This is a genomic window from Saccharopolyspora gloriosae, assembly GCF_014203325.1.
Taxonomy (GTDB): Bacteria; Actinomycetota; Actinomycetes; order Mycobacteriales; family Pseudonocardiaceae; genus Saccharopolyspora_C; species Saccharopolyspora_C gloriosae.
This window is the reverse complement of record NZ_JACHIV010000001.1, coordinates 888,363-910,754: the sequence shown is the minus strand read 5'-3', so window position 1 is coordinate 910,754 and position 22,392 is coordinate 888,363. Positions and strand designations below refer to the sequence as shown.

Below are 22,392 nucleotides of genomic sequence, written 5' to 3'. Positions count from 1 at the left end.
AGAACCTGTCCGGTCATCCGATCCACCTTAGGGGCGCGCGGCGGGCTTCCCCGCCACTTCGGCGGAGGCGTCACGAATCCGTAAGGACCTGGCTCCCGTAATGATTTCCTAAGCGCCACAACGCTTTCCGGCCATCCGAGGCGGACCTAGCTTGGGGTCATGAGCTCCGTGGACGTGATCTTGCCCTGTCTCGACGAGGCCGCCGCGCTGCCCGGTGTGCTCGCGGCGATCCCCGCCGGGCACCGCGCGATCGTGGTGGACAACGGCTCCGGCGACGGCTCCCCTGCCGTGGCCGCCGAGCACGGCGCGCTCGTGGTGCACGAGGCGCGGCGCGGCTACGGCGCCGCCGTGCACACCGGGCTGGAGGCCTCCGACGCCGACGTCGTGTGCTTCCTCGACGCGGACGGCTCGATGGACGCGGGCGTGCTGGCGCGAATGGTGGACGTGGTCGACTCGGGTGAAGCGGACCTCGCCGTGGGCCGCCGGGTCCCGGCCGAACGCGGCGCCTGGCCGTGGCACGCGCGGGCGGGCAACGCGGTGCTCGCCGGACTGCTGCGGCGGCGCGGACTACCCGTGCACGACATCGGGCCGGTGCGCTGCGCCCGCAGGCAGGCGCTGCTGGACCTCGACGTGCGGGACCGCGCGTTCGGCTACCCGCTGGAGCTGCTGCTCCGGGCGGAGCGGGCCGGGTGGCGGGTGCACGAGCTCGACATCGACTACCGGCCGCGGACCGCGGGCACCAAGTCGAAGGTGAGCGGCTCCGTGCGCGGCACCACCCGTGCCGTGCGGGACATGGCGCGGGTGCTGCGATGAGCGCCGCGATCCTGCTGGTCGTCGCGAAGGCGCCCGTCGCCGGTCTCGCCAAGACGCGGCTGTGCCCACCGGCCACTCCCGAGCAGGCGGCGCGCATCGCCGCGGCGAGCCTGCTGCGGACGCTGCGCGTGGTGCTCGACGTGCCCGGTGCGCGGCCGGTGGTCGCGATGACCGGGGACCTCGCCGCCGCCGAGGACTCCGCCGAGCTGCGGCGGGTGCTGCGGTCGCTGACCGTGATCCCGCAGCGCGGCGCGGCGTTCGGCGATCGGCTCGCGTACGCGCACCAGGACTCCGCCGCGATCCACCCCGGTCTCCCCGTCGTGCAGATCGGCATGGACACCCCGCAGGTCAGCCGCCGGTTGCTGGCGGACGCGACGCGGCGGATGTCCGATCCGGCGGGCCCGGAAGCCGTGCTGGGCCCCGCCTCGGACGGCGGGTGGTGGGCGCTGGGGTTGCGCGATCCGCTGCGAGCGGCGGCGCTGCGCGCGGTGCCGATGTCGCGGCCGGACACCGGCGCGCTCACGGCCGCCGCGATGAGCCGAGCAGGACGCGATCCGGACCGGCTGGCCGAACTGTCCGATGTGGACACGATGGAGGTCGCGCGGGACGTCGCCGCACGACTTCCCGGGACCCGCTTCGCCCGCGCCGTCGGCGAAGTCGTCGCCGACGCGCACTCCGCCGGAGGACCCCGATGACCACCACGGCGATGTTCGACTCGGCACTGCGCGGGGAGGTGACCGCATTGCACGGCAGCGGAGGTCAACGGTGGCGGCTGCCCGTGCAGCGCTGGTCCCGCGAGCCCGACGCCGCCGACGAAGCAGTGCTCGCCGCCTGCACCGGCCCCACCCTGGACCTCGGCTGCGGGCCCGGCCGCCTCGTCGGCGCGCTCACCGAACGCGGCGTGCCCTCGCTCGGCGTCGACGAGAGCCCCGTCGCCGTGGCCATGACGCGCGGTCGCGGCGCCGCCGCGCTGCGCCGCGACCTGTTCAGCACCCTTCCCGGCGAGGGCCGCTGGCAGACCGCGCTGCTCGCCGACGGCAACGTCGGCATCGGCGGCGACCCCGTCGCACTGCTGCACCGGGTGCACCGGCTGCTCTGCGCCGACGGACTGCTCATCATCGAACTCGACCCGCCGGGAACCGGCATGCGCAGCGGGAACGTGCGGATGAACGGCACCGGGGCGTGGTTCCGGTGGGCGTGGGTCGGCGTGGACGCGCTCGCCGAACTCGCCGTCGAGACCCGCTTCACCGTGGCGCACGTCGCCGAACGATCCGGGCGCTGGTTCGCCGAGCTGAGGAGCACCTCATGACCAGAGCGGGGAGGGAGCCGGTCACCGCCGGCCGCCTGGGGGTGTGGCTGGCGGTGACCTTCGGGATCTGCATGATCACCGGGCTGATCAGCCACGGCATCCAGCACCCGCCGGGCTGGTTCGACTGGCCGTCGCGGCCGGTGAACCTGTACCGGATCACCCAGGGCGCGCACGTGCTCAGCGGCATCGCGGCGATCCCGCTGCTCGCGGCGAAGCTGTGGAGCGTGGCGCCGAAGCTGTTCGAACGCCCGGTGGTGCGGTCGCTGCCGCACCTGCTGGAACGCGGATCGCTGCTGGTGCTCATCGCCTCGGCCACGTTCGAACTGATCACGGGCCTGTTCAACATCGCCCAGAACTACCCGTGGAACTTCTCGTTCCCGGACCTGCACTTCGCGCTCGGCTGGATCGCCGTGGGCTCGCTGCTGCTGCACGCGGCCGTGAAGATCCCCGCGTTCCGGTCTGCGCTCGGAGAACCTCGCGAGCCCGCCGAACGCGGCGGCCTCGTGGGTCGTCGAGGATTCCTCGGCCTGACCGCGCTGTCGGTCGGCACCGCCGTCACGGTCACCGCGGGGATGACCGTGCCGTGGCTGCGCGACCTCGCGGTCCTGGGCACCCGGTCGCCGAACGGCCCGCAGGGCCTGCCGGTGAACCGGACCGCCACCGCGGCGGGAGTCCTCGACATCAGCCGGGATCCCGGCTGGCGGCTGGAGGTCAGCGGACCACGGGGGACCCGCACCTTCAGCCGCCCTGAACTCGCGGCGCTGCCGCAGACCACCGCCGAACTGCCCATCGCGTGCGTGGAGGGCTGGAGCGCGCAGGCCACGTGGAGCGGCGTGCCGCTCGCCGACCTGCTGCGCGAGGTCGGCGCCGCGCCCGACGCGGAGGTGCGGATCTCCTCGCTGGAGGAAGGCAGCCCGTACTCGTCGACGGTGCTGCCCGCCGCCCACGCGCGCGACCCGCTCACGCTGCTCGCGCTGCGGCTCGGCGGCGAACCGCTGCACCCCGACCACGGCTACCCGTGCCGCCTCATCGCGCCGAACCGGCCCGGTGTGCTGCAGACCAAGTGGGTGCGACGGGTGGAGGTCCTGTGACGCGCGCGCTGCTCGCCGCCGCCGGGCTGGCGATGATCGGCTGGGGTGGCTGGTACCTCGCGGCGGAACTGCTCGCCGACGAAGCGATCCGGTGGTCGGTGCTCGGCTGGCTCGCGGCCGGGCCGGTGCTCACCGACCTGGTGCTGCTGCCGCTGGCCGGACTCGTCGGATGGACGGCGGCCCGGGTGCTGCCGCGCTCCTGGCGGGCGCCCGCGGCGGTCGGCATGGTGCTGAGCGCTGTGCTGGCGCTGCTGGCCGTGCCGTTCCTGTGGCGCACCTACGCGCCGAACCAGAACCCCGGCCTGCTGGACCGCGACTACTCGACGGGACTGCTCATCGCGCTGGCCGTCGTGTGGGGCGCCGTGCTGCTCACCGCGCTCACCACCGCCATCGCGGCCAGGGTGCGTCGGCGGTGACGACGCCCGACGCGAGCGCAGGATCGGCTTCGGAGTGAACGTCCCGTTCGACCAATCCCGTCGGGCAAACGGGCCGTTCACGCCAGTGACAGTCCCGGGTGAACGTCCCGTTCGACCAATCCCATTAGGCAGACGGACCGTTCACCACAGCGCCAGCACCGAGTGAACGTCCCGTTCGACCAATCCCACTGGGCAAACGGACCGTTCACCACCACGCGTGCAGCGGTCGACGGCCCGTTCGACCGATCAGATGGGACGAACGGGCCGTTCACTCCGATCAGCGCCGGCGGGCGGAGGAGTGGATCAGGTGAGGGTGGGGAGGCCGATCGCGGCGTCGACGGCGATCGCCACGAACAGCACCGCCAGGTACGAGTTCGACAGGTGGAACAACGTCATCGGATTCGTCGTCCGCCCTTGGCGCACCGACGCGTGCAGCCGCTGGGCCACGATCAGGAACGCCGCGCCGGACAGGACCGCGATCGCCACGTACACCCAGCTCGTCGCGGGCACCAGCAACAGCGTGCAGGCCACCGTCGCCCAGCTGTAGACCAGGATCCGCGCCGACACCTGCCGCGGCGTCGCCACCACCGGCAGCATCGGCACCCCGGCGCGCGCGTAGTCGTCGCGGTACTTCATCGCCAACGACCAGAAGTGCGGCGGCGTCCACAGGAACACCACCGCGAACATCACGATCGCGGGCCACTCGACCTTGCCGGCCACCGCGGCCCAGCCGATCACCACCGGCATGCAGCCCGCGGCACCGCCCCACACGATGTTCTGCGAGGTCCGCCGCTTGAGCAGCAGCGTGTAGACGAAGACGTAGAACAGGATCGCCGCCAGCGACAGCACCGCCGCCAGCAGGTTCGCGCCCAGCGCGAGCACCGCGAACGAGACCACGCCCAGCACGATCCCGAAGATCAACGCGTGCTTGCGCGGCACCTCGTAGCTCACCAGCGGGCGGCTGCGGGTGCGGTGCATCACCGCGTCGATGTCCGAATCGGCCACGCAGTTCAGCGCGTTCGCGCTGCCCGCGGACATGGCGCCGCCGACCAGCGTCACCAGCACCAGCCACGGCGACGGGACGCCGCGCTCGGCCAGGAACATCGCCGGGATCGTCGTGACCAGCAGCAGCTCGATGACCCGCGGCTTGGTGAGCGCGAAGTACGCGGCGAGCACGCCGCGCCGCTTCGCGGTGGTGGTGGCGGGGGCCGCGGTCTCAGCCTGTTCGGGAACCGCCGTCATCAGCTCGTCGCCTCCGACGTCGCCGCGGTCTCGAACGGCAGCGGCTCACCGCTCGTGCGCAGCCGGTGCCACAGCACGACCTTGCGCTCCGCGAAGAAAGCGCCGAACGGGATGGTGCCCGCCAGCAGGACCAGCAGCATCCGCCCGTAGGGGATGCGCAGCTGCACGGTGGTGACGAGCGCGACGAACAAGTACACGATGTAGAGGTAGCCGTGGCCGATGCCGATCGTGGTCGTCCACTGGTCGCCCAGCAGCTGCATGGACGAGCCCTCGGGCCACAAGTACTTCAGCACCATCGTCAGGCACAGCAAGATGAGCAGCACCGCTGTCACGTACGCCATGACCCGGTAGAAGGCCAGAACGCCAGGCTTCACCACAAATCCCTCAATCCCGCCGCTGCCACGAACACCGGAATCGACCGTACGCCACCGCCCCCGCACGGCTGCGCGTGACCTGGCGAGACAGTGGTGCCGGCCACGCCCGCGCGTCGGAGGCGACGTGGATCAGGAGTTCAGTCCACGCCCGGCAACCCGTAGGCGCGCGCGATCAGCTCGTAGGAACGCAGCTTCGCCGTCCGGTCGTACATGTTCGCGGTCAGCATCAGCTCGTCGACCTCGGTGCTCTCCCGCAGCGCCTCCAGCTCCGCGTGCACCGACTCGGGCGTGCCGTAGATCGCGTCGGCCAGCCAGCTGTCCACGACGCTCTGCTCCATCGCCGAGTACCGGTACTCGCGGGCCTCCTCGGGGCTGGGCATGCGCCCCGGGTTGCCGCTGCGCAGCCGCAACATGCTCAGCGCCATCGGACGCGCCAAGTCCAGCGCCTCCTGCTCGGTGTCGGCGGCGATCGCCTGCGCGCCGATCATCGAGTAGGGCTCGTCGAGCACCTCCGAAGGCTGGAACGACTGCCGGTACAGCTCCAGCGCGGGCAGCGTGTTGCGCGCCGAGAAGTGGTGGGCGAACGCGAACGGCAACCCCAGCGCACCCGCGACCTGGGCGCTGAAACCGCTGGAACCGAGCAGCCACACCGGCGGCGCCTGGCCGTGCGGGATCGAGTTCACCTCGGCGTACGGGTGGTCGGCGGTGAAACCGTCGCCGAGGAAGCGCAGCAGTTCACCGAGCTGCTGCGGGAAGTCGTCGACCGACAGCGGACCGCTCGTGCGGCGCAGCGCGCGGGCCGTGCCCTGGTCGGTACCGGGCGCGCGGCCGATGCCGAGGTCGATGCGACCCGGATGCAGCGCCTGCAACGTGCCGAACTGCTCCGCGACGACCAGCGGCGCGTGGTTGGGCAGCATCACGCCGCCCGAGCCGAGCCGCAACGTGCTCGTCGCGGCGGCCAGGTGCGCGATCACCACCGGCGGCGAGGAGCTCGCGATCCCCGGCATGCCGTGGTGCTCGGCGACCCACAGCCGGTGGAAGCCCCAGCGTTCCGCGGCCCTCGCGAGCTCCGTGGTCGTGGCCAGCGCCTCACCGGGCGTGGTCTCCACCCCGACGGGCGCGAGGTCGAGGATCGACAGCGGCACGGTTGACCGCCCTCGCGCCGTGCCGCGAATCGGGTCGGTCTGGTCCGCGTGACCGTGGGCCCCGAGGGCGGTGCGGTCCGGGTTGGCGACAGTGTCCATCGCCGTTCCCAACCACCCGATCACGGCCCTTTGTTCCCACCCCACCCCTGTGCCGGTGATCACAACCCCACCCCGAGTGAACGGACCCTCCGCCCAATCCCCTTGGACGAACAGTCCGTTCACCCCCTCCAGCCCAGCGGCACACCCCCAGAGCGGGCGCCACCGCGCCGATCCGGGACGAAGTGAACGGACCCTCCGCCCAATCCCGTTGGACGAACGGTCCGTTCACCCCCTCCAGCCCGACCGGACCTCCGCTGGAGCCACCTCACCCACGAACGACCTCGGATCGAGTGAACGGACCGTCTGCCCAATCCGACTGGACGAACGGTCCGTTCACTCCACCCGCCCCGGCGGCAAGCTCCCGGAGAAGACGGCGCCGCGCCGGTCCGGAATGAGGTGAGCGGACCGTTCGTCCAACGGGATTGGACGAACAGGCCGTTCACTCAATCCCGCTCTGCGCAGGTGAGCGGACCGTTTGACCAAGCTGGTCGGACGAACGGGCCGTTCACTCGCTTCCGTTCCTGCGCAGGGTGGAGTGGGCGGACCGTTCGTCCAACGGGGTTGGGCGGACGGGCCGTTCGCTCGGGATGCCGGGGGCTCAGGCGTGTTCGGCGGTGAGGGCGTAGCCGGAGGGCGCGGTCGCCCGGGGCGTGTTGCGGTACCGGAGGATCGAGTCGCGGATGTCGCCCGCCCGGACCGCGCCGTTGGACAGCAGCGACGACGTGATGCCGTGGGTGTGCTCGGTGCCGCCTTGGAAGTACACGCCGCCGCGGACGCCGTCGGTGGTGCGCACCCGGTAGTCGCGGTCCACCTGCACCTGCCCGTCCGCGTCCTGCAGGCATTCCTCCCAGGTGCGCCCGAGGAACCGCCCGGGGTCGCCGGGCCGGCAGCCGGTGGCGTAGACGAGCACGTCGGAGTCGAGCACTTCGCGCTCACCGGTGGGCAGGAATTCGACGGTGACCGCGACGCCGTCGGCGGAGGTCTCGACGTCGGTGACGCGGGAGGCGTTGAGCATCCGCAGCCGTTCCTTGCCCTGCACCTTCTCCTGGTAGGCGCGGGCGTAGAGCTGCTCGATGAGTTCGAGGTCCACCACGGAGTAGTTCGTGTTGCGGTGGTAGTCCATGAGCATCTGCTTCACCCCGGTCGGCGAGGTGTAGAAGTGGTCGACCGCGTCGGGGTCGAAGATGCGGTTCGCGAACGGGCTGTCGTCGGCGGGGGTGTGCCCGTACCGGCTGAACACCGAGCACACTTCCGCGTCGGGGAACGAGCGGTGCAGGTGGTCGGTGACTTCGGCGGCGCTCTGCCCGGCTCCGACGATGGTGAACCGGCGTGGCTCGGTGCCGTCGAGTTCGCCGACGCGGTGCATCAGTTCGAGGTTGTGCCACACGCGGTCGCCGAGTTCCGCGCCGGGCGGCAGGCTCGCTTCGAGTCCGACGGCGACGACGATGTTGCGGGCGAGCCGGGCGGTGACCTGGCCGGACCCGTGCCGCACGAGCACTTCGAACACGTCGCCGTCCTGCACGGGCCGCACGTCGATGACTTCGGCGTCGTAGTCCGCGAGGTGTTCCAGCCGGCCGGCGGCCCACTCCAGGTAGTCGTGATATTCGACGCGGGTCGGGAACATGGTCTTGTGGTTGATGAAGTCGACCAGGCGACCCTTGTCCCGCAGGTACGACAGGAACGAGAAGTCGCTGGCGGGCTCGCGCATCGTCACGAGGTCTTTGAGGAAGGAGACCTGCATCGTGGTGCCTTCGATGAGCATGCCGCGGTGCCAGCCGAACCTCGGCTTGCGTTCCACGAAGCTCGCGTCGAGCCGTTCGCCCTCGTCGCAGCGGCGGTTGTGTTCCTCGACGGCCACGGCCAGCGCTAAGTTGGAGGGGCCGAAGCCGATGCCCAGGATGTCCTGGACGTGGCCTTGCACGGGGGTCGGAGCCGCAGACACGGTTGTCCCTTCGCCGGTACCCGGTCGGTGTCGCGCTCGGGCACGGTGGAATCCGCAGACCGCTCAGTCGCGGTCGTGGTTGTATCGGTCGTGGTAGTCGGTTTCGGCCATGCCGGCTTTCCAGTAGCCGATGGCGAGCACCGATCGGGCGTCGAATCCGCGGTCCTGCCGCAGGTGGCGGCGGATGCCGCGGACGATCCCGGATTCACCGGAGACCCAGGCCGACACGTCGTGGCTGTCGGGGATGTCGAGGTCGCGGACGGCGTCGGACAGCAGCGTGGAGCGCCCTGCTGGCACGCCGTCGCGGTGCAGCCAGGTCATCCGCACGTTCGGCGGGCATTCGATGTGCTGCTGGTCGCTGCTCCCGGCGACTTCCAGGAAGACCTGGCCGCGCGCGGTGAGCGGCAGCCCTTCGATGATCGAGGCGATGGCGGGCATCGCGGTCTCGTCGCCGACCAACAGGTACCAGTCGGCTTCCCGGCAGGTCCGGCCGCCGGGGCCGAGCACGCCGAGGTAGTCGCCCGGTTCGGCTGCGCGCGCCCAAGACGCGGCGACGCCGTGGTCTCCGTGCATGACGAAGTCGATGTCGAGCTCGCCGCGCTGTTCGTCGTAGCGGCGCACCGTGTAGGTGCGCATGGTGGGCCGTTCGTGCGCTTCGGGCCACACGTAGCGGCCTTCGTCGTTGAGGACGGGGAGCACCGGGCGGTGCTGACCGGGTTGCGGGACGAACACCTTCACGTTGGGCCCGCTGTGCTGCTCGCGGAACCCGGCGAGTTCGTCCCCGCCGAGGGTGATGCGCCGCATCGAAGGCGACAGCTCCGTCGTGCGGAGCACCTCCAGCGTGCGGGTCGGAGGACGGCGGTGTTCGCTGCGTCCGGGTCGGTCCGCTGTCGTCATCGGCCCTGGCGTTCCTTCCTCACTGTCTCCAGAACGATCACTGGAATTAAGGCTAGCCTAACCATAGAACGGCGGGATGTCTTCCCCACGGTGGGCCAGATCTCGCCCGAACGCACGACCGGCCGGGAGCGCCGTCAGCTCCGGGCCGCCGGGACCGCCCCGGACCCGCTGCCCTCGTCCACGTCGTGACCAGCATCGGCGCGCAGCGCGGCGGGATTCTTGATGCGCAGCGCCACGAACACGCCCAGCAGCGCGAATCCGGCGGAGACGAGCATCGCCACGTGGTAGGCGCCGAGCGAACCGGACGACCCGGCCCCGCCGAGTGCGAGCACACCGGCCGTGACGGCGACGCCGAGCGCCGAACCGATCTGGCGCTGCACGTTGAACAAGGTGGACGCGCCGCCGGTGGCGGTGGCGCTGATCGTCGCGAACGCCACGACCTGCAGCTCGATCGACGCGGCACCGACGAAGAACCCGGAGGCGAACTGCACGGCCCCCGCCGACAGCGGACCGGTCACCAGGTTCATCGCGGCGAACGACGCGGCGGCGCCGAGCATCGCCGAGGCGATCAGCAACCGCGGCCCCATCCTGGGGTGCGCCCAGGTCACCGCCTGCGAGGCCACCATCAGCCCGACCGCCTTCGGCAGGGTCACCAGCCCCGTCTCCCACGGCGAGGCGCCCATGCCGGACTGGTACATCAGCGTGAAGCCGTAGAGCGTGCCGAGGAATCCGGCCACGCACGTCGCCAGGATGAGGCTGGCCCGCCGGAACGAGGCGTCGCCGAACAACCGCACGTCCAGCATCGGTTGCCGGGACCGCAGCTGGGACACGACGAGCGCGATGAGGCAGCCCAGCCCGACCACCCCCGCCAGGTAGAAGTGCGGGGAGTCCGGCCCGCGCATCGACACCGCGTCCAGCGCGTACATCAGCAGGCCCAGTCCGGGCGCGGCCAGCGCGAACCCGATCAGGTCGAACCGCTTGTGCACGGATTCGACGTGTTCGCGCAGCCGCAGCACGCCGTAGACCAGGGCCAGCACGCCGAACGGCACGTTCACGAAGAAGCCCCACCGCCAGCTGAGCTGCTCGACGAAGAACCCGCCCAGCACCGGCCCGAGCGCGGGTGCCACCGCGGTCGGGATCACCAGCACCCTGGAGAGCCTGATCCGCTCCTGCGGCGGGTAGGCGCGGAACAGCATGGTCAACGCCACCGGGCTCAGCACGCCGCCGCCCGCGCCCTGCACGACGCGGGCCGCGGTGAGCTGCGTCAGGTCTTGAGCGGCCCCGCACAGCGCGGAGGCCAGCACGAACGCGCCGAACGCGGCCAGGAAGACCTTCTTGGTCCCGAACCGGTCGCCCAGCCAGCCCGACACGGGGATGCACACCGCGAGGCTGACCAGGTAGCCGATGTTGATGGCGCTGGTCGCGCTCGGCGGCACCCCGAACTCGGCGCCGATCGCGGGCAGCGCCACGTTGACGATGGTGGCGTCCATGCCGTTCATGAACATCGCGGCGACGTAGACGATGCAGACCGCGACTTTGGGGTCGTTCACACGCACTGTTGGTTCCCGACTTACGCGCCGTTGCGGACCGGGCGGATGTCCGTCCAGTGCACCTCGATGTGTTCCAGGCAGGCTTCGCGGCCCGCCGGGCCGTGGGCGACCGTCCAGCCGTCGGGCACCTTGATCCGCTCCGGCCACAGCGAGTACTGGTCCTCGTCGTTGACCAGGGCGTAGAACGAGCCCTCGGGGTCGTCGAACGGATTGCTCATGGTCCGGAACTCCTTCGCGGGTCGGGAGCGGGGGCTTCGGTGCGCCGCAGCCGATCTTGGACGATCTCGGCGATCTCGGCGAGCGGGGCGGGCCGGGTCATGTCCTTGTGCTCGCAGGCGATGTCGTGGTTCTCCACGGCTCCGTCCACGTAGGACTCCCACATGCGGGGCGTCAGGGATGCCTTGGCCTGGTTGACGGTGGCGGTGAAGAACAGCACGTCGCCGTGGAACGTGCCGTGGTCGGCCTCGTTCTCCAGCACCGCGCAGTTGGCGAAGTTGTCGATGACGGCCTTCACGGTGTGCTCTTCGAGGTTCGCCAGCGCGCTGCCCTCGGCGGAGAGGATCTCCATCACCTGGTCGCGGTGCAGCGGCTGCTCGCCCAGCAGGCCCATGTCGTAGCCGGCCATGTACAGCAGCGCCTTGAGCGCCTCCTCCTCGGTGGGCAGCTCGTCCCACACGTCCTTCGGGTACGAGTCGAGCATGCACAGGAACCGGACCTGTTCGCCCTGGTCCTGGAGCTGGGTGCTCATCTCGTGGGCGACGACGCCGCCGAAGGACCAGCCGAGGAAGTGGTACGGGCCGTGCGGCTGCACCTCGCGGACGTGGTCGAGGTACTCGGCGGCCATCGCCGCGAGGTCGTCCAGCACCGGCGCGGGCTCGTCGAGGCCCCGCGATTGCAGGCCGTAGAGCGGGCGCTGCGGGTCGATGTGCTTCATCAGCCCGGAGAACGGCCAGGCCAGCCCGGCCGCGGGGTGCACGCAGAACAGCGGTTCCTTCGCGCCCTCGGTGCGCAGCGGCAGCAGGATGCCCAGCGCGTCGCCCTTGCCACCGGTGCGCACGCGGGCGCCGAGCCCGGCGACGGTCGGGGCGGCGAACAGGCTGCCCACGTTGAGCTTCACGCCGAGCGCCTCGTCGATGCGCGCGATGAGCCGGGCCGCGAGCAGCGAATGCCCGCCGAGGTCGAAGAAGCCGTCGTGCACGCCGACGCGCGGGAGTTCGAGCACTTCCGCGAACAGCGCGCACAGCACCTCTTCGGTGGGGTCGCGGGGCACCGCGGAGCCGACGGCGCCGGCGAGGTCGGGTTCGGGCAGCGCAGACCGGTCCAGCTTCCCGTTCGGCATCAGCGGCAGTGCGTCCACGAACACGATCGCGGCGGGGACCATGTAGTCCGGCAGCGATTCGGCGACGTGCGCGCGCAGTTCGGCCTGCTCCACTTCCCGCTGGGCGACGACGTAGCCGATGAGGCGCTTGTCGCCGGGCCGGTCCTCGCGCACGACGGTGGCGACCTGGCCGACGGCGGGGTGCTTGGCCAGCGACGCCTCGATCTCACCGGGTTCGATGCGGAATCCGCGGATCTTGACCTGGTCGTCGGCCCGCCCGGCGAAGTCCAGCGCCCCGTCGGCACGCCACCGCACCAGGTCACCGGTGCGGTACATGCGCGCGCCGGGCGCGCCGTGCGGATCGGCGACGAAGCGCTCGGCGGTCAGCGACGGGCGGTTCAGGTAGCCGTGGGCGAGGCCGGTTCCGGAGACGTAGAGCTCGCCGACCACTCCCGGCGGCACCGGCCGCAGCGCGGCGTCGAGCACGTAGAGCCGGGTGCCGGGGTCGGGCACGCCGATCGGGACCGACGTGCCGGTGTCGGGTTCGCACTCCCACAGGGTGGAGTTCACGGTGGCCTCGGTCGGGCCGTAGCAGTTGAGCATCACGCGGTCCCGCGACCAGCGTTCCACCAGGTCGGCGGGCACCTTCTCGGCACCGCAGAGCAGCGTCGCGTTCGGCGGCAGGTCCACGTCGGGCGGGAACATGCCCATCACCGACGGCCCGATCGCCAGGTGCGTCACCTCGTGCTCGCGGGCGTAGTCGGCCAGCGGCGCGCCCGGCACCCGCCGGTCGGCGGGCACCACGACGAGCGTGCCGCCGGAGAGCAGTCCCATGCACAGCTCCCAGAACGCGACGTCGAAGCTCGGCGAGGCGAACTGCAGCACCCTGCTCTCGGCGGTGATGCCGACCCGCTGGGTCTGGGTGGCGACGAGACCGGCGACGCCGGTGTGCGGGACGACGACGCCCTTGGGCCTGCCGGTGGAACCGGAGGTGTAGATGACGTACGCCGGATCATCCACTGTGGACTTCCGGGGCGGTGTCGCGGTGGGCTCGGCGTCCCAGGCCGCGCGCACCTGCGCGCTGTCGAGCAGCAGCGTCGGCGCGTTGTCCGGGCTGCGGTCCGAGAACGCCAGCACCAGGCCCGGATCCGCGTCGTCGATCATGTGCTCCAGCCGGTCGGCCGGGTAGTCGGGGTCCAGCGCCAGGTAGGCCGCACCGGACGCGAGCACCGCCAGCAACCCGATGATCAGTTCCGGGGAGCGCGGCAGCATCACGCCGACGATCCGGCCCGGCGCGGCCCCGCGCTCCATCAGCAGGTGCGCCAGCGCGTTCACCCGCGCGCCCAGCTCCGCGTAGCTGAGCTCGGTGCCCTCGAAGACCAGCGCCGCCTTGTCCGGGCGTTCCGCGATCCGCTGGTCGAGCAGGTCGGGGAACGTCGCGGGCCGCACGTCCTGGTCCGGGATCGCGTCGCCCCAGTTGAAGATCCGCCGTCGCTCCGCCGGATCGAGCAGGTCCAGGTCGCCGATCGGGGTGTCCGGGGCCGCGGCGGCGGCGGTGAGCAGCCGCACGAACCGCGCGGTCAGCGCCTCGACGCTCGCGGGCTCGAACAGGTCCGCGCTGAACTGGGCGACGCCCTCGACGCCGTCGGAGACCTCGCGCAGGCTCAGCGCCAGGTCGAACTTGGCGGCCCCCGCGTCGACGGTGTCCACGGTCGCGTCGAGACCGGGGAACTCCGCGTCCACCGCCTCCGCTTCGCCCCAGTAGGCCAGCATCACCTGGAACAGCGGGTGCCGGGCCAGCGACCGCGACGGGTTGAGCACCTCCGCGAGCCGCTCGAAGGGCAGCTCGGCGTGGTCGTAGGCGGCCAGGTCGGACTGGCGCACCCGGTCCAGCAGCTCGGCGAACGTGGGCTCGCCGGAGGTGTCGGTGCGCAGCACCAGGCTGTTGACGAAGAAGCCGACGAGCTCGTCGAGCCGGTCGTCGCCGCGTCCCGCGACCGGCGAACCGATGGGGATGTCGGTGCCCGCGCCGAGGCGGGTCAGCAGCGCGGCCAACCCGGCCTGCACCACCATGAACAGGCTCGCCCGGTGTTCGGTGGCCAGCGCGCGGAGGTCCCGGTGCAGCGCGGCGTCGAAGCCGAACCGCACGGCGCCGCCCCGGTGGCTGGGCACCGCGGGCCGCTGGTGGTCGGCGGGCAGCGCGAGCTCGTCGGGCAGCCCCGCCAGCGCGTCCCGCCAGAACGCGAGTTCGCGCGCCGCGAGGCTCTGCTCGTCCTGCTCGTCACCGAGCAGTTCCCGCTGCCACAGCGCGTAATCCGCGTACTGCACCGGTAACGGCGCCCAGTCCGGTTCCGCGCCGCGGCGGCGGGCCGCGTAGGCGGTGGCGAGGTCGCGCAGCAGCGGCGCCATCGACCACTCGTCGGTGGCGATGTGGTGCAGCAGCACCAGCAGCACGTGCTCCCGCTCGCCGGTGCGCAGCAGCGTGGCGCGCAGCGGCGGCTCCTGCGCCAGGTCGAAACCGTGCCGGGCCGCCGCGGCGAGCTCGCCGTCGAGCTCGGCCTCGGTCGTCTCGACGAGCGGCAACTCCGGCTCACCAGGCTCCAGCACGGACTGACGCGGTTCGCCCTGGCGGTCGGGGAACGCGGTGCGCAGGCTCTCGTGCCTGCCCACCACGTCGCCGAGCGCGGCGCGCAACGCGGCCACGTCGAGCTCACCGGACAGCCGCACGCTGATCGGCAGGTTGTAGGTGGCGCTGGGGCCCTCCAGCCGGTGCAGGAACCAGAGCCGCTGCTGCGCGAAGGACAGCGGTACCTCGTCCGGCCGGGGCCGCGGGCGCAGTTCCGGGCGGGGGCGCAGGCTCGGCCCCATCCGCCGCACCAGACCCGCCACGGTCGGGTGGTCGAACAAGGTGCGGATGGACAGCTCCACGCCCAGTTCGCCGCGCACCCGCGTCAGCAGCCGCGTCGCCAGCAGCGAATGCCCGCCGAGATCGAAGAAACCGTCGTCGATGCCGACCTCCGGCACGCCCAGCACCTCGCCGAACAGCCGGCACAGCACCGATTCGACCGCGTCGCGCGGGCCCCGGCCCGCCGCCTGCGGCGCGAAGTCCGGCGCGGGCAGCGCCTTCGCGTCGAGCTTTCCGTTGGGGGTCAGCGGAAGCGCGTCCAGCAGCACCACCGCCGAAGGCACCATGTAGTCCGGCAGCTCCGCCGCCAAGTGCGATCGCAGCTCGGCGGCTTCGGCGGCCGACACGGCGTACCCGACGAGCCGGTGATCACCGGGCTGGTCCTCGCGCGCCACCACCGCGGCCTGCGTGACCTGCGGATGCGCCGCGAGCCGTGCCTCGATCTCACCGAGCTCGATGCGGAAACCGCGGATCTTGACCTGGTGGTCGGCTCGCCCGACGAACTCCAGCAGGCCACCGGAGCGCCACCGCGCCAAGTCCCCGGAGCGGTACATCCGGGCGCCCTTCTCGCCGAACGGGTCGGCGACGAACCGCGACGCCGTCAACGCCCGCCGCCCCAGGTAGCCGCGCGCCAGCCCCTCCCCCGAGATGTAGAGCTCGCCGATCACGCCCGGCGGCACCGGGTGCAGGTTCTCGTCCAGCAGGTACACCCGCAGGTCCGGGATGCCGCGGCCGATCAGGCTGCCGTCGCGCCGCGCGACCAGCTCCGGGTCGAGCTCCACGTACGACACGTGCACGGTCGTCTCGGTGATCCCGTACATGTTGATCAGCTTCGGGTCGTCCGGGTGCCGCGCGTACCAGTCGTCCAGCCGGGACAGGTCCAGCGCCTCACCGCCGAACACCACGTACCGCAGCGCTAGCTCGAACTCCGGAGCGTTCCGGTCGGCCTCGATGAGCTGGTAGAACGCCGACGGGGTCTGGTTCAGCACGGTGACGCGCTCACGCGCCAGCAGGCCCAGGAACTCCTGCGGCGAACGGCTCACCTCGTGCGGCACCACGACCAGCCTGCCGCCGTGCAGCAGCGCGCCCCACAGCTCCCACACCGAGAAGTCGAAGGCGTACGAGTGGAACAGCGTCCACACGTCCTGGGCCCCGAAGGAGAACCACGGGTCGGTCGCGGTGAACAAGCGCACCACGTTGTGGTGCGGGATCACCACGCCCTTCGGCTGGCCGGTGGAACCAGAGGTGTAGATGACGTACGCGGCGTGATCCGACGTCAACGGCCCGCGTTCCCCACCGCGCGGATCGCGCTGGGAATGCTCGGCGATCTCCGCCGCTCCGGCCGGATCGTCCAGCAGCAGCCGCGGGATGTCGGCCGGGAGGTTCGCGTGGTGCGCGGTGTCGCTGATCAGCATCGCGGGCTCGGAGTCCGCGACGATGTAGGCGATGCGGCTCGCCGGGTTCCCCGGATCCAGCGGCAAGTACGCCGCTCCCGCCTTGAGCACCGCCAGCACCGAGACCACCAGCTCCGCCGAACGCGGCAGCGCCAGCGCCACCAGCTGCTCCGGGCCGACGCCGTGGTCGATGAGGCAGTGCGCCAGCCGGTTCGCCCGCGCGTCCAGCTCGGTGTAGGTGATCCGCTCGTCGCCCCAGGTCAGCGCCACCGCCTCCGGGGTGCGGCGGACCTGGTCCTCGAACAGGTCCGGCAGCGTCATCCCCGTGCGGTCGGCTCCGACGGGGCCGCCGTTCCACTCGTCGAGCACCAAGCGGCGTTCTTCAGCGGAGAGCAGGTCGACCTCGCCGACCGTCCCGTTCGCCTCCGCGAACCGGCTCAGGAAGCGCAGGAACCTGTCCTGGTGCGCGGAGATCTCGTCGGCGGTGTAGAGGTCCGGGTTCGCGTCGAACTCGAACCGCATCCCGGTGCCGACGGTGTAGACCGACACCGTCAGGTCGTCGACCGGGCCCGCCGCCAGGTTGTGCACCGTCGCGGAGTGCTCGCCGAAGCACAGGTCGTAGTCGAACGCCTTCACGTTGATCATCGGACCGAACAGCGGCCGGTCCGTGCCCAGCAGTCGCAAGTCCCGGCGCAGGTCCTCGCCCCGGTACTGCTGGTGCTTGCGCACCTGGCGGACCGCCTTCGCCACCTGCACGACCAGCTCGTCGCGCGTCGAATCCGGCGCGACCGACAGCCGCAGCGGCAGCACGTTCACGACCATGCCCGGCACCCGCGACGCGGCCGACCCGAGCCGCCCCATCACCGGCAGCCCCAGCACCACCTCGCGCTGCCCCGTCACCCGGTGCAGGTACGCCGCGAACCCGGCGATCAACGCGTCCGGCCAGATCGTGCGGCTGTCCTGCGCGGCCCCGGCCAGCGCGTCGGCGGCTCCGGAATCCACGTCCGCCGCGCGGCGCAGGAACGTGCGCGCCGTCCGGCCCGACCGCCCCGCCAAGGTGCCCGGTTCGGGGCGGTCGGCGAACCGCTCCCGCCAGAACTCCGCATCCCGCTCGAACTTCTCCGACGCCCGGTAGTCCCGCTCCGCCTCCAGCAACGACTCCAGCGGCCCGAACGGGGACCGCCCCGGCTCATCGCCCGCGACCAGCGCCGTGTAGACCTCCGCGACCCGGCGCAGCACGATGGAGAAGCCGTAGCCGTCGATGGCCACGTGGTGGATCCGCTGGTACCAGAGCCACCGATCGTCGGCCGGCTTCAGCAGCGCCGCCGTGAACAGCCTGCCCTCCGGGCCCCCCACCGCCAGGTCCACCTGCTCGGCGAGGTCGCCGCGCATCCACCGCAGCGCGGCCGACATCGGGTCCGCGTCCCCGCTGACGTCGACCACCGGCAGGCTCGGCTCCCACGGCCGGTCGATCAGCTGCCGCGGACCGTCCTCGGTCTCGACCACCCGGATCCGCAGCGTGTCGGCCTCGGCCAGCACCCTCGTCAGCGCGTCGGCGAACAGCTCCGGGTCGACCGGGCCGTGGATCTCGACGTACTCGCTGGTGTTGTAGATCGGGTTCGCGCGGTCGAGCGCCTGCGCGAACCAGATCCCCGCTTGCGCGGCGGACAGCGGCAGTGACGCGCCCTGCGGCTCCGGCATCGTTCTCCCCACGGGACGCGGACAAAGTAAGGCTAACCTTATTTCACCCGCAGCCCGGTGACCAGAACCCCCACCGCGTGCGCTACCTCTCAGCCCCACCCCCGGAGACGAAGAAGTGAACGGCCCGTCCGTCCAACCCAACGGGACGAACGATCCGTTCACCCCACCCCAACGAGCAAGAACGGACGACTCCCCACTCCCGTCCATCCCTGCCGCCGCACCCCGAGCCCCCGCAGCCGGTTTCCGAGTGAACGGACCGTCCGTCCAATCCCTTGGGACAAACGGTCCGTTCACTCCACCCGAGCCCTCGCCCACCTCCGGCGCCGCCGCGCAGGCGGATATGGGTGAACGGACCGTTCGTCCAATCTGGTTGGGCGAACGGTCCGTTCACTTCGGAGCTCTCGAACAGCGGGCCGCCGCCGGGTGACGCTGGCTCACTCCTCTCGATGGCTGCTCAGCGCTGGTGAACGGACCGTTCGTCCCATCGCGTTGGACGAACGGTCCGTTCACTCGGACAGGACCGCGATCAGCGGGCGTGGACCATGAGGGCGGAGTTCTTGCCGGGCAGCCCCACCTCGCGGGACCGCTCGAAACCGGCCTTCCCGAACGCCGCCACCGACGCGCCGTTGTGCACGTTGGGCTCCGCGACGACGCGCACGCACTCCGGATCCGCCGCGAGCAGGCCGCGCGCCACCGAGGTCAGCAACGACGAGCCGAGCCCGCGACCGACGGCGTCCTTCTCCCCGATCGCGATGTGCACGCCGAGATCACGCGGATGCAGCGGGTAGCAGGCGGCGAGCTTGTCCCGCACCACCCGGTACAGCTCCACGTACGCGACCGCGCGGCCGTCGCGGCTCACGATGCACGGCACCGAGTGCTCGCCGCCGAGCTGCGCGCCGAGCTCGTCCTGCCAGCGCTGCAACGACCACGTCTGGTTCCAGTTGACCGCGACGTGGTCCTCGTTCATCCAGCGGTGCACCAGCGCGGGATCCTCGGAGTCCAGCACCACCGGCCGCAACGACCAGCCCTCGTCGAGCACCGGCACCGGAACTCCCGGCACCGCCTCCGCCGGCACTTCGCGCAGCGGGTTCGGCGTTTCGTAGCGCACCGGCGCTACCGCCACCTTGCCCTCGGACAGGTAGCGCAGACCGGAGCCGTTGAGCACGGCCAGGTCCGTCAAGGTGGCGCTGTGCAGCCAGTGCCGCACCACCCGCTCGGTGTCCGGGTAGGTCTCGGCGAGCGCCGCCAAGTCGTGGGCCAGCGCGTCCAGCAGCACCGACTCGTCGGCCACCCCGCGCAGGCCGAACCGCCCGATGACGGCCAGCGAGCGGCGGGTCAGCAGCCGCGCCGTCACCTCGTCCAGGTCGGCGCGGCCATCGAGGTTGCGCAGCGCGGGCGTCACCGTGCTCTCCACGTGCGACGCGAGCCACCTCCGAGCCTCGTCCTGCGTCGACACGCCTTGCCCGAGCACGTCGACGTCGTCGTTGCCCGCCAGCGGATCGATCGCGTCGGTGCGCACCGCGTGCAGCAGCCAGTCGAGCAACGTGCCCGCGCCCTCGGAGTTGATCGGCGCGTCGGCCGGCGCCCGGCCGCGCGCATCCGCCGAGCAGGCCGCGGCGAGCAGCGCCGAATCCGCGACGGCACCGGAGTCCGCAACCCGGATCGGGCCGAAGCCGTGCGCGCCCGTCGGTGAGCGGTAGGTGACCTCGGTGGTGAACCGCAGCGGCCCGATCGTCGCCTTCAGCGGACCCAGCGCGACCGGCGTGTGGGTCTCCGCCAGCCACCTTCGCAACAACACCGCGGCCCGCGGATCCACCTGCACGTTCTCGGTCACACCTGTCACACGCCACCCCTTCACGCTGAGTCGGGAGAGCCGACCCTAACTCAGCCGAACGGTCAACGGACCCCCGTCTCCCGGTGCCCCCGATCACTCACCGCCACCACGTCATCGGAGTGAACGGACCGCCTGCCCAATCCCGTTGGACGAACGGTCCGCTCACTCCACCCGAGCACCACCGACCGGGCGACGACACCGGCCGCACCGTCCGCCGCCGAGTGAACGGACCGCTCGCCCAACGGGATGGGACGAACGGTCCGTTCACTCGACGCTCCTGGCCGCAGCGCCGTCCCGGGCCGTCGACCACCGGGGCTACCGGGTCGGAGTGAACGGACCGTTCGTCCAAGCGGATTGGTCGAACGGTCCGTTCACTCGGAAACGCGGCCCGGTGGCGGGGTCAGAGCACTCGGGTGAGGAATTCCTGGGTTCGGGGTTCGCGCGGCGCCAGCAGGACTTCGGCGGGCGGGCCGGATTCGACGACTCGGCCGTCGTCGAGGAACACCACGGTGTCCGCGACCTCGCGGGCGAACCCGATCTCGTGCGTCACCACCACCATGGTGAGCCCGCCGCGGGCGAGGTCCTTCATCACCGCCAGCACCTCCCCCACCAGTTGCGGATCGAGCGCGCTGGTCGGTTCGTCGAACAGCAGCACCTTCGGCTCCATGGCGAGGGCCCGCGCGATGGCCACCCGCTGCTGCTGGCCGCCGGAGAGCCGGCGCGGGTACGACTCCGCGTGCTCCTCCAGCCCCACTTCGCGCAACGCCGCCAGCGCCCGCCGCTCGGCGTCCTTTTTGGACAGACGTCGCACCCCGCGCAGCGCTTCCATCACGTTGCGCAGCGCGGTCATGTGGCCGAACAGGTGGAATCCCTGGAAGACCATGCCGATCTCGGCTCGCTGCCGGGAGATCACCCGGTCCGGCAGCTCGTGGAGCTTGCCGCCGGACTCCCGGTAGCCGACCAGCGCGCCGTCCACCTCGACCCGCCCGGCGTCGATCTTCTCCAGGTGGTTGATGCAGCGCAGCAGGGTGCTCTTGCCGGAACCGGACGGGCCGATGACGCAGGTGACCGTTCCCCCGCCGACGGCGAGATCCACCCCGCGCAGCACCGGCACCGCGCCGAAGCTCTTGCGCACGCCCCGCACTTCGACCATCGCGGACACGCTCATCGACCTCCGATCACGGCGCCGCGCAACCGCTGCCACGGCGTCGGCGCGGATTCTCGTTGCGCTCCGCGGGAATAGTGCCGTTCGACGTAGTACTGGCCGATCGTCAGCAGGCTGGTGACGATCAAGTACCAGACCGTCGCCACCAGCAGCAGCGGGATCACCAGGTAGTTGCGGTTGTAGATCAGCTGCACCGAGTGCAGCAGGTCGTGCACCGCGATGACGCTGACGATCGAGGTGCCCTTCAACGTGCCGATGAGCATGTTCGCCGCGGGCGGCACGATCGCGCGCATCGCCTGCGGCAGCACGATCCGCCGCAGGACGCGGGCGCGGGTCATCCCCAGCGCCTGCGCCGATTCGGACTGCCCGGCGTCGACCGACAGGATTCCGCCGCGCACCACTTCCGCAGCGTAGGCGGCTTCGTGCAGCACCAGGCCGATCACCGCCGTGGTGACGCCGCCGAGCAGATCGACGGTGGGCGCGGAGAACTCCCCGAACCCGATCACCGGGTACAGCGCGCCGATGTTGAACCAGAACAGCAGCTGGACGAGCACCGGAACCGACCGGAAGAACCAGGTGTACCCCCAGGCCACCGCTGCCAGCACCGGGTTCCCGGACAGCCGCATGACGGCCAGCGCGGTGCCGAGCGCGAACCCGAGGACCATGGTCACCGCGGTGAGCCACAACGTCAGCCACAGCCCGTGCAGCACCGCCGGGGTGGCGAAGTAGGCGGCGACGACGTTCCACTGGAAGTTCGGGTTCGTCGCGACCGAGACGACGGTGGCGCCGAGCAGGACCAGCACCAGCACCGCCGCGACCCAGCGGAACGGGCGCCGCAGCGCGACGACCTCGGGAGCCGCCTCCGGCGCGGCCCGGACCGCATCGGGTACGGCGTGCAGATGTGACATGTTCTCCCACCCGTGCAAGGGGAATCGAGAACTCGAACATCCATCTCGCCGTGGAGGTCCGTCAAGCGGTGAGCCCGGCCGTCCCACCCTGTGGCCATCGTTGACGCTCCCGGCGGATCCGGCGAAGCTCACCGGCGTGCCGCATCGGAAGTGCTTGGTCACGCGCGCCCACATCGACCTCGGCCTGGTGTGGTCGGCGTCCTGTCGCCGCCACCGCTGATCCGAGACGATCCCGCGCCACCCGCGCCCGTTCGCGCGTGCCGCACGACTACGCGCGCCCGAACCCCGG

The 22,392-nt window shown here is 71.6% G+C and carries 16 protein-coding genes; 5 read left to right on the top strand and 11 right to left on the bottom strand.

Translation table 11 applies throughout. The features are described from left to right. Positions 1 to 159 precede the first annotated feature (159 nt). Genes BJ969_RS04325 through BJ969_RS04305 form a run of 5 tightly spaced genes read left to right on the top strand, consistent with a single transcriptional unit; the run spans position 160 to position 3,629 of the window. Entirely contained in the window at positions 160 to 813 is a 654-nt protein-coding gene (locus tag BJ969_RS04325; protein ID WP_184477513.1) for a glycosyltransferase family 2 protein, read from the top strand. Continuing rightward, complete coding sequence (locus BJ969_RS04320; RefSeq protein ID WP_184477511.1) at positions 810 to 1,508, top strand: TIGR04282 family arsenosugar biosynthesis glycosyltransferase; 699 nt, start codon at positions 810 to 812, stop codon at positions 1,506 to 1,508. Before BJ969_RS04325 ends, BJ969_RS04320 begins: the two co-directional genes overlap by 4 nt. Further along, entirely contained in the window at positions 1,505 to 2,122 is a 618-nt protein-coding gene (locus tag BJ969_RS04315; protein ID WP_246456677.1) for a methyltransferase domain-containing protein, read from the top strand. The genes BJ969_RS04320 and BJ969_RS04315 overlap by 4 nt, the downstream gene beginning before the upstream one ends. Then, the gene (locus tag BJ969_RS04310) at positions 2,119 to 3,213 is read left to right on the top strand and encodes a molybdopterin-dependent oxidoreductase (RefSeq protein WP_184477509.1); all 1,095 of its coding nucleotides are present in this window, start codon (positions 2,119 to 2,121) and stop codon (positions 3,211 to 3,213) included. Before BJ969_RS04315 ends, BJ969_RS04310 begins: the two co-directional genes overlap by 4 nt. Next, a complete protein-coding gene (locus BJ969_RS04305) occupies positions 3,210 to 3,629 on the top strand; it encodes a hypothetical protein (protein ID WP_184477507.1) in 420 nt (139 codons plus the stop codon). Before BJ969_RS04310 ends, BJ969_RS04305 begins: the two co-directional genes overlap by 4 nt. A 303-nt stretch (positions 3,630 to 3,932) precedes the next feature. Here BJ969_RS04305 and BJ969_RS04300 read toward each other — a convergent pair whose 3' ends face one another. The 11 genes from BJ969_RS04300 to BJ969_RS04250 form a co-directional block, all read right to left on the bottom strand. Continuing rightward, entirely contained in the window at positions 3,933 to 4,871 is a 939-nt protein-coding gene (locus tag BJ969_RS04300) for a heme o synthase (RefSeq protein ID WP_184477505.1), read from the bottom strand. Beyond that, positions 4,871 to 5,245 (bottom strand): DUF3817 domain-containing protein, encoded by a 375-nt coding sequence (locus BJ969_RS04295; RefSeq protein ID WP_184477503.1) that lies wholly within the window; start codon positions 5,243 to 5,245, stop codon positions 4,871 to 4,873. Before BJ969_RS04295 ends, BJ969_RS04300 begins: the two co-directional genes overlap by 1 nt. A 137-nt stretch (positions 5,246 to 5,382) precedes the next feature. After that, positions 5,383 to 6,489, bottom strand: a complete 1,107-nt coding sequence (locus BJ969_RS04290; protein ID WP_184477501.1) for an LLM class flavin-dependent oxidoreductase — start codon at positions 6,487 to 6,489, stop codon at positions 5,383 to 5,385. Between the two features lie 598 nt (positions 6,490 to 7,087). Then, entirely contained in the window at positions 7,088 to 8,431 is a 1,344-nt protein-coding gene (locus tag BJ969_RS04285) for a lysine N(6)-hydroxylase/L-ornithine N(5)-oxygenase family protein (protein WP_343071217.1), read from the bottom strand. Between the two features lie 63 nt (positions 8,432 to 8,494). Beyond that, positions 8,495 to 9,328: a siderophore-interacting protein gene (locus tag BJ969_RS04280; RefSeq protein WP_184477499.1), complete on the bottom strand. Its 834-nt coding sequence runs from the start codon at positions 9,326 to 9,328 to the stop codon at positions 8,495 to 8,497. A 134-nt stretch (positions 9,329 to 9,462) separates the two neighbouring features. Next, complete coding sequence (locus BJ969_RS04275; RefSeq protein WP_343071216.1) at positions 9,463 to 10,878, bottom strand: DHA2 family efflux MFS transporter permease subunit; 1,416 nt, start codon at positions 10,876 to 10,878, stop codon at positions 9,463 to 9,465. Between the two features lie 20 nt (positions 10,879 to 10,898). Beyond that, positions 10,899 to 11,096, bottom strand: a complete 198-nt coding sequence (locus BJ969_RS04270; protein WP_184477497.1) for an MbtH family protein — start codon at positions 11,094 to 11,096, stop codon at positions 10,899 to 10,901. Then, complete coding sequence (locus BJ969_RS04265; protein WP_184477495.1) at positions 11,093 to 18,196, bottom strand: amino acid adenylation domain-containing protein; 7,104 nt, start codon at positions 18,194 to 18,196, stop codon at positions 11,093 to 11,095. Before BJ969_RS04265 ends, BJ969_RS04270 begins: the two co-directional genes overlap by 4 nt. A gap of 526 nt (positions 18,197 to 18,722) precedes the next feature. Further along, a complete protein-coding gene (locus tag BJ969_RS04260) occupies positions 18,723 to 20,039 on the bottom strand; it encodes a GNAT family N-acetyltransferase (protein WP_343071215.1) in 1,317 nt (438 codons plus the stop codon). Between the two features lie 391 nt (positions 20,040 to 20,430). Then, positions 20,431 to 21,198, bottom strand: coding sequence for an amino acid ABC transporter ATP-binding protein (locus BJ969_RS04255; RefSeq protein WP_281398292.1), 768 nt, complete (start codon positions 21,196 to 21,198; stop codon positions 20,431 to 20,433). Next, complete coding sequence (locus tag BJ969_RS04250; protein ID WP_184477493.1) at positions 21,195 to 22,103, bottom strand: amino acid ABC transporter permease; 909 nt, start codon at positions 22,101 to 22,103, stop codon at positions 21,195 to 21,197. Before BJ969_RS04250 ends, BJ969_RS04255 begins: the two co-directional genes overlap by 4 nt. Positions 22,104 to 22,392: the final 289 nt, after the last annotated feature.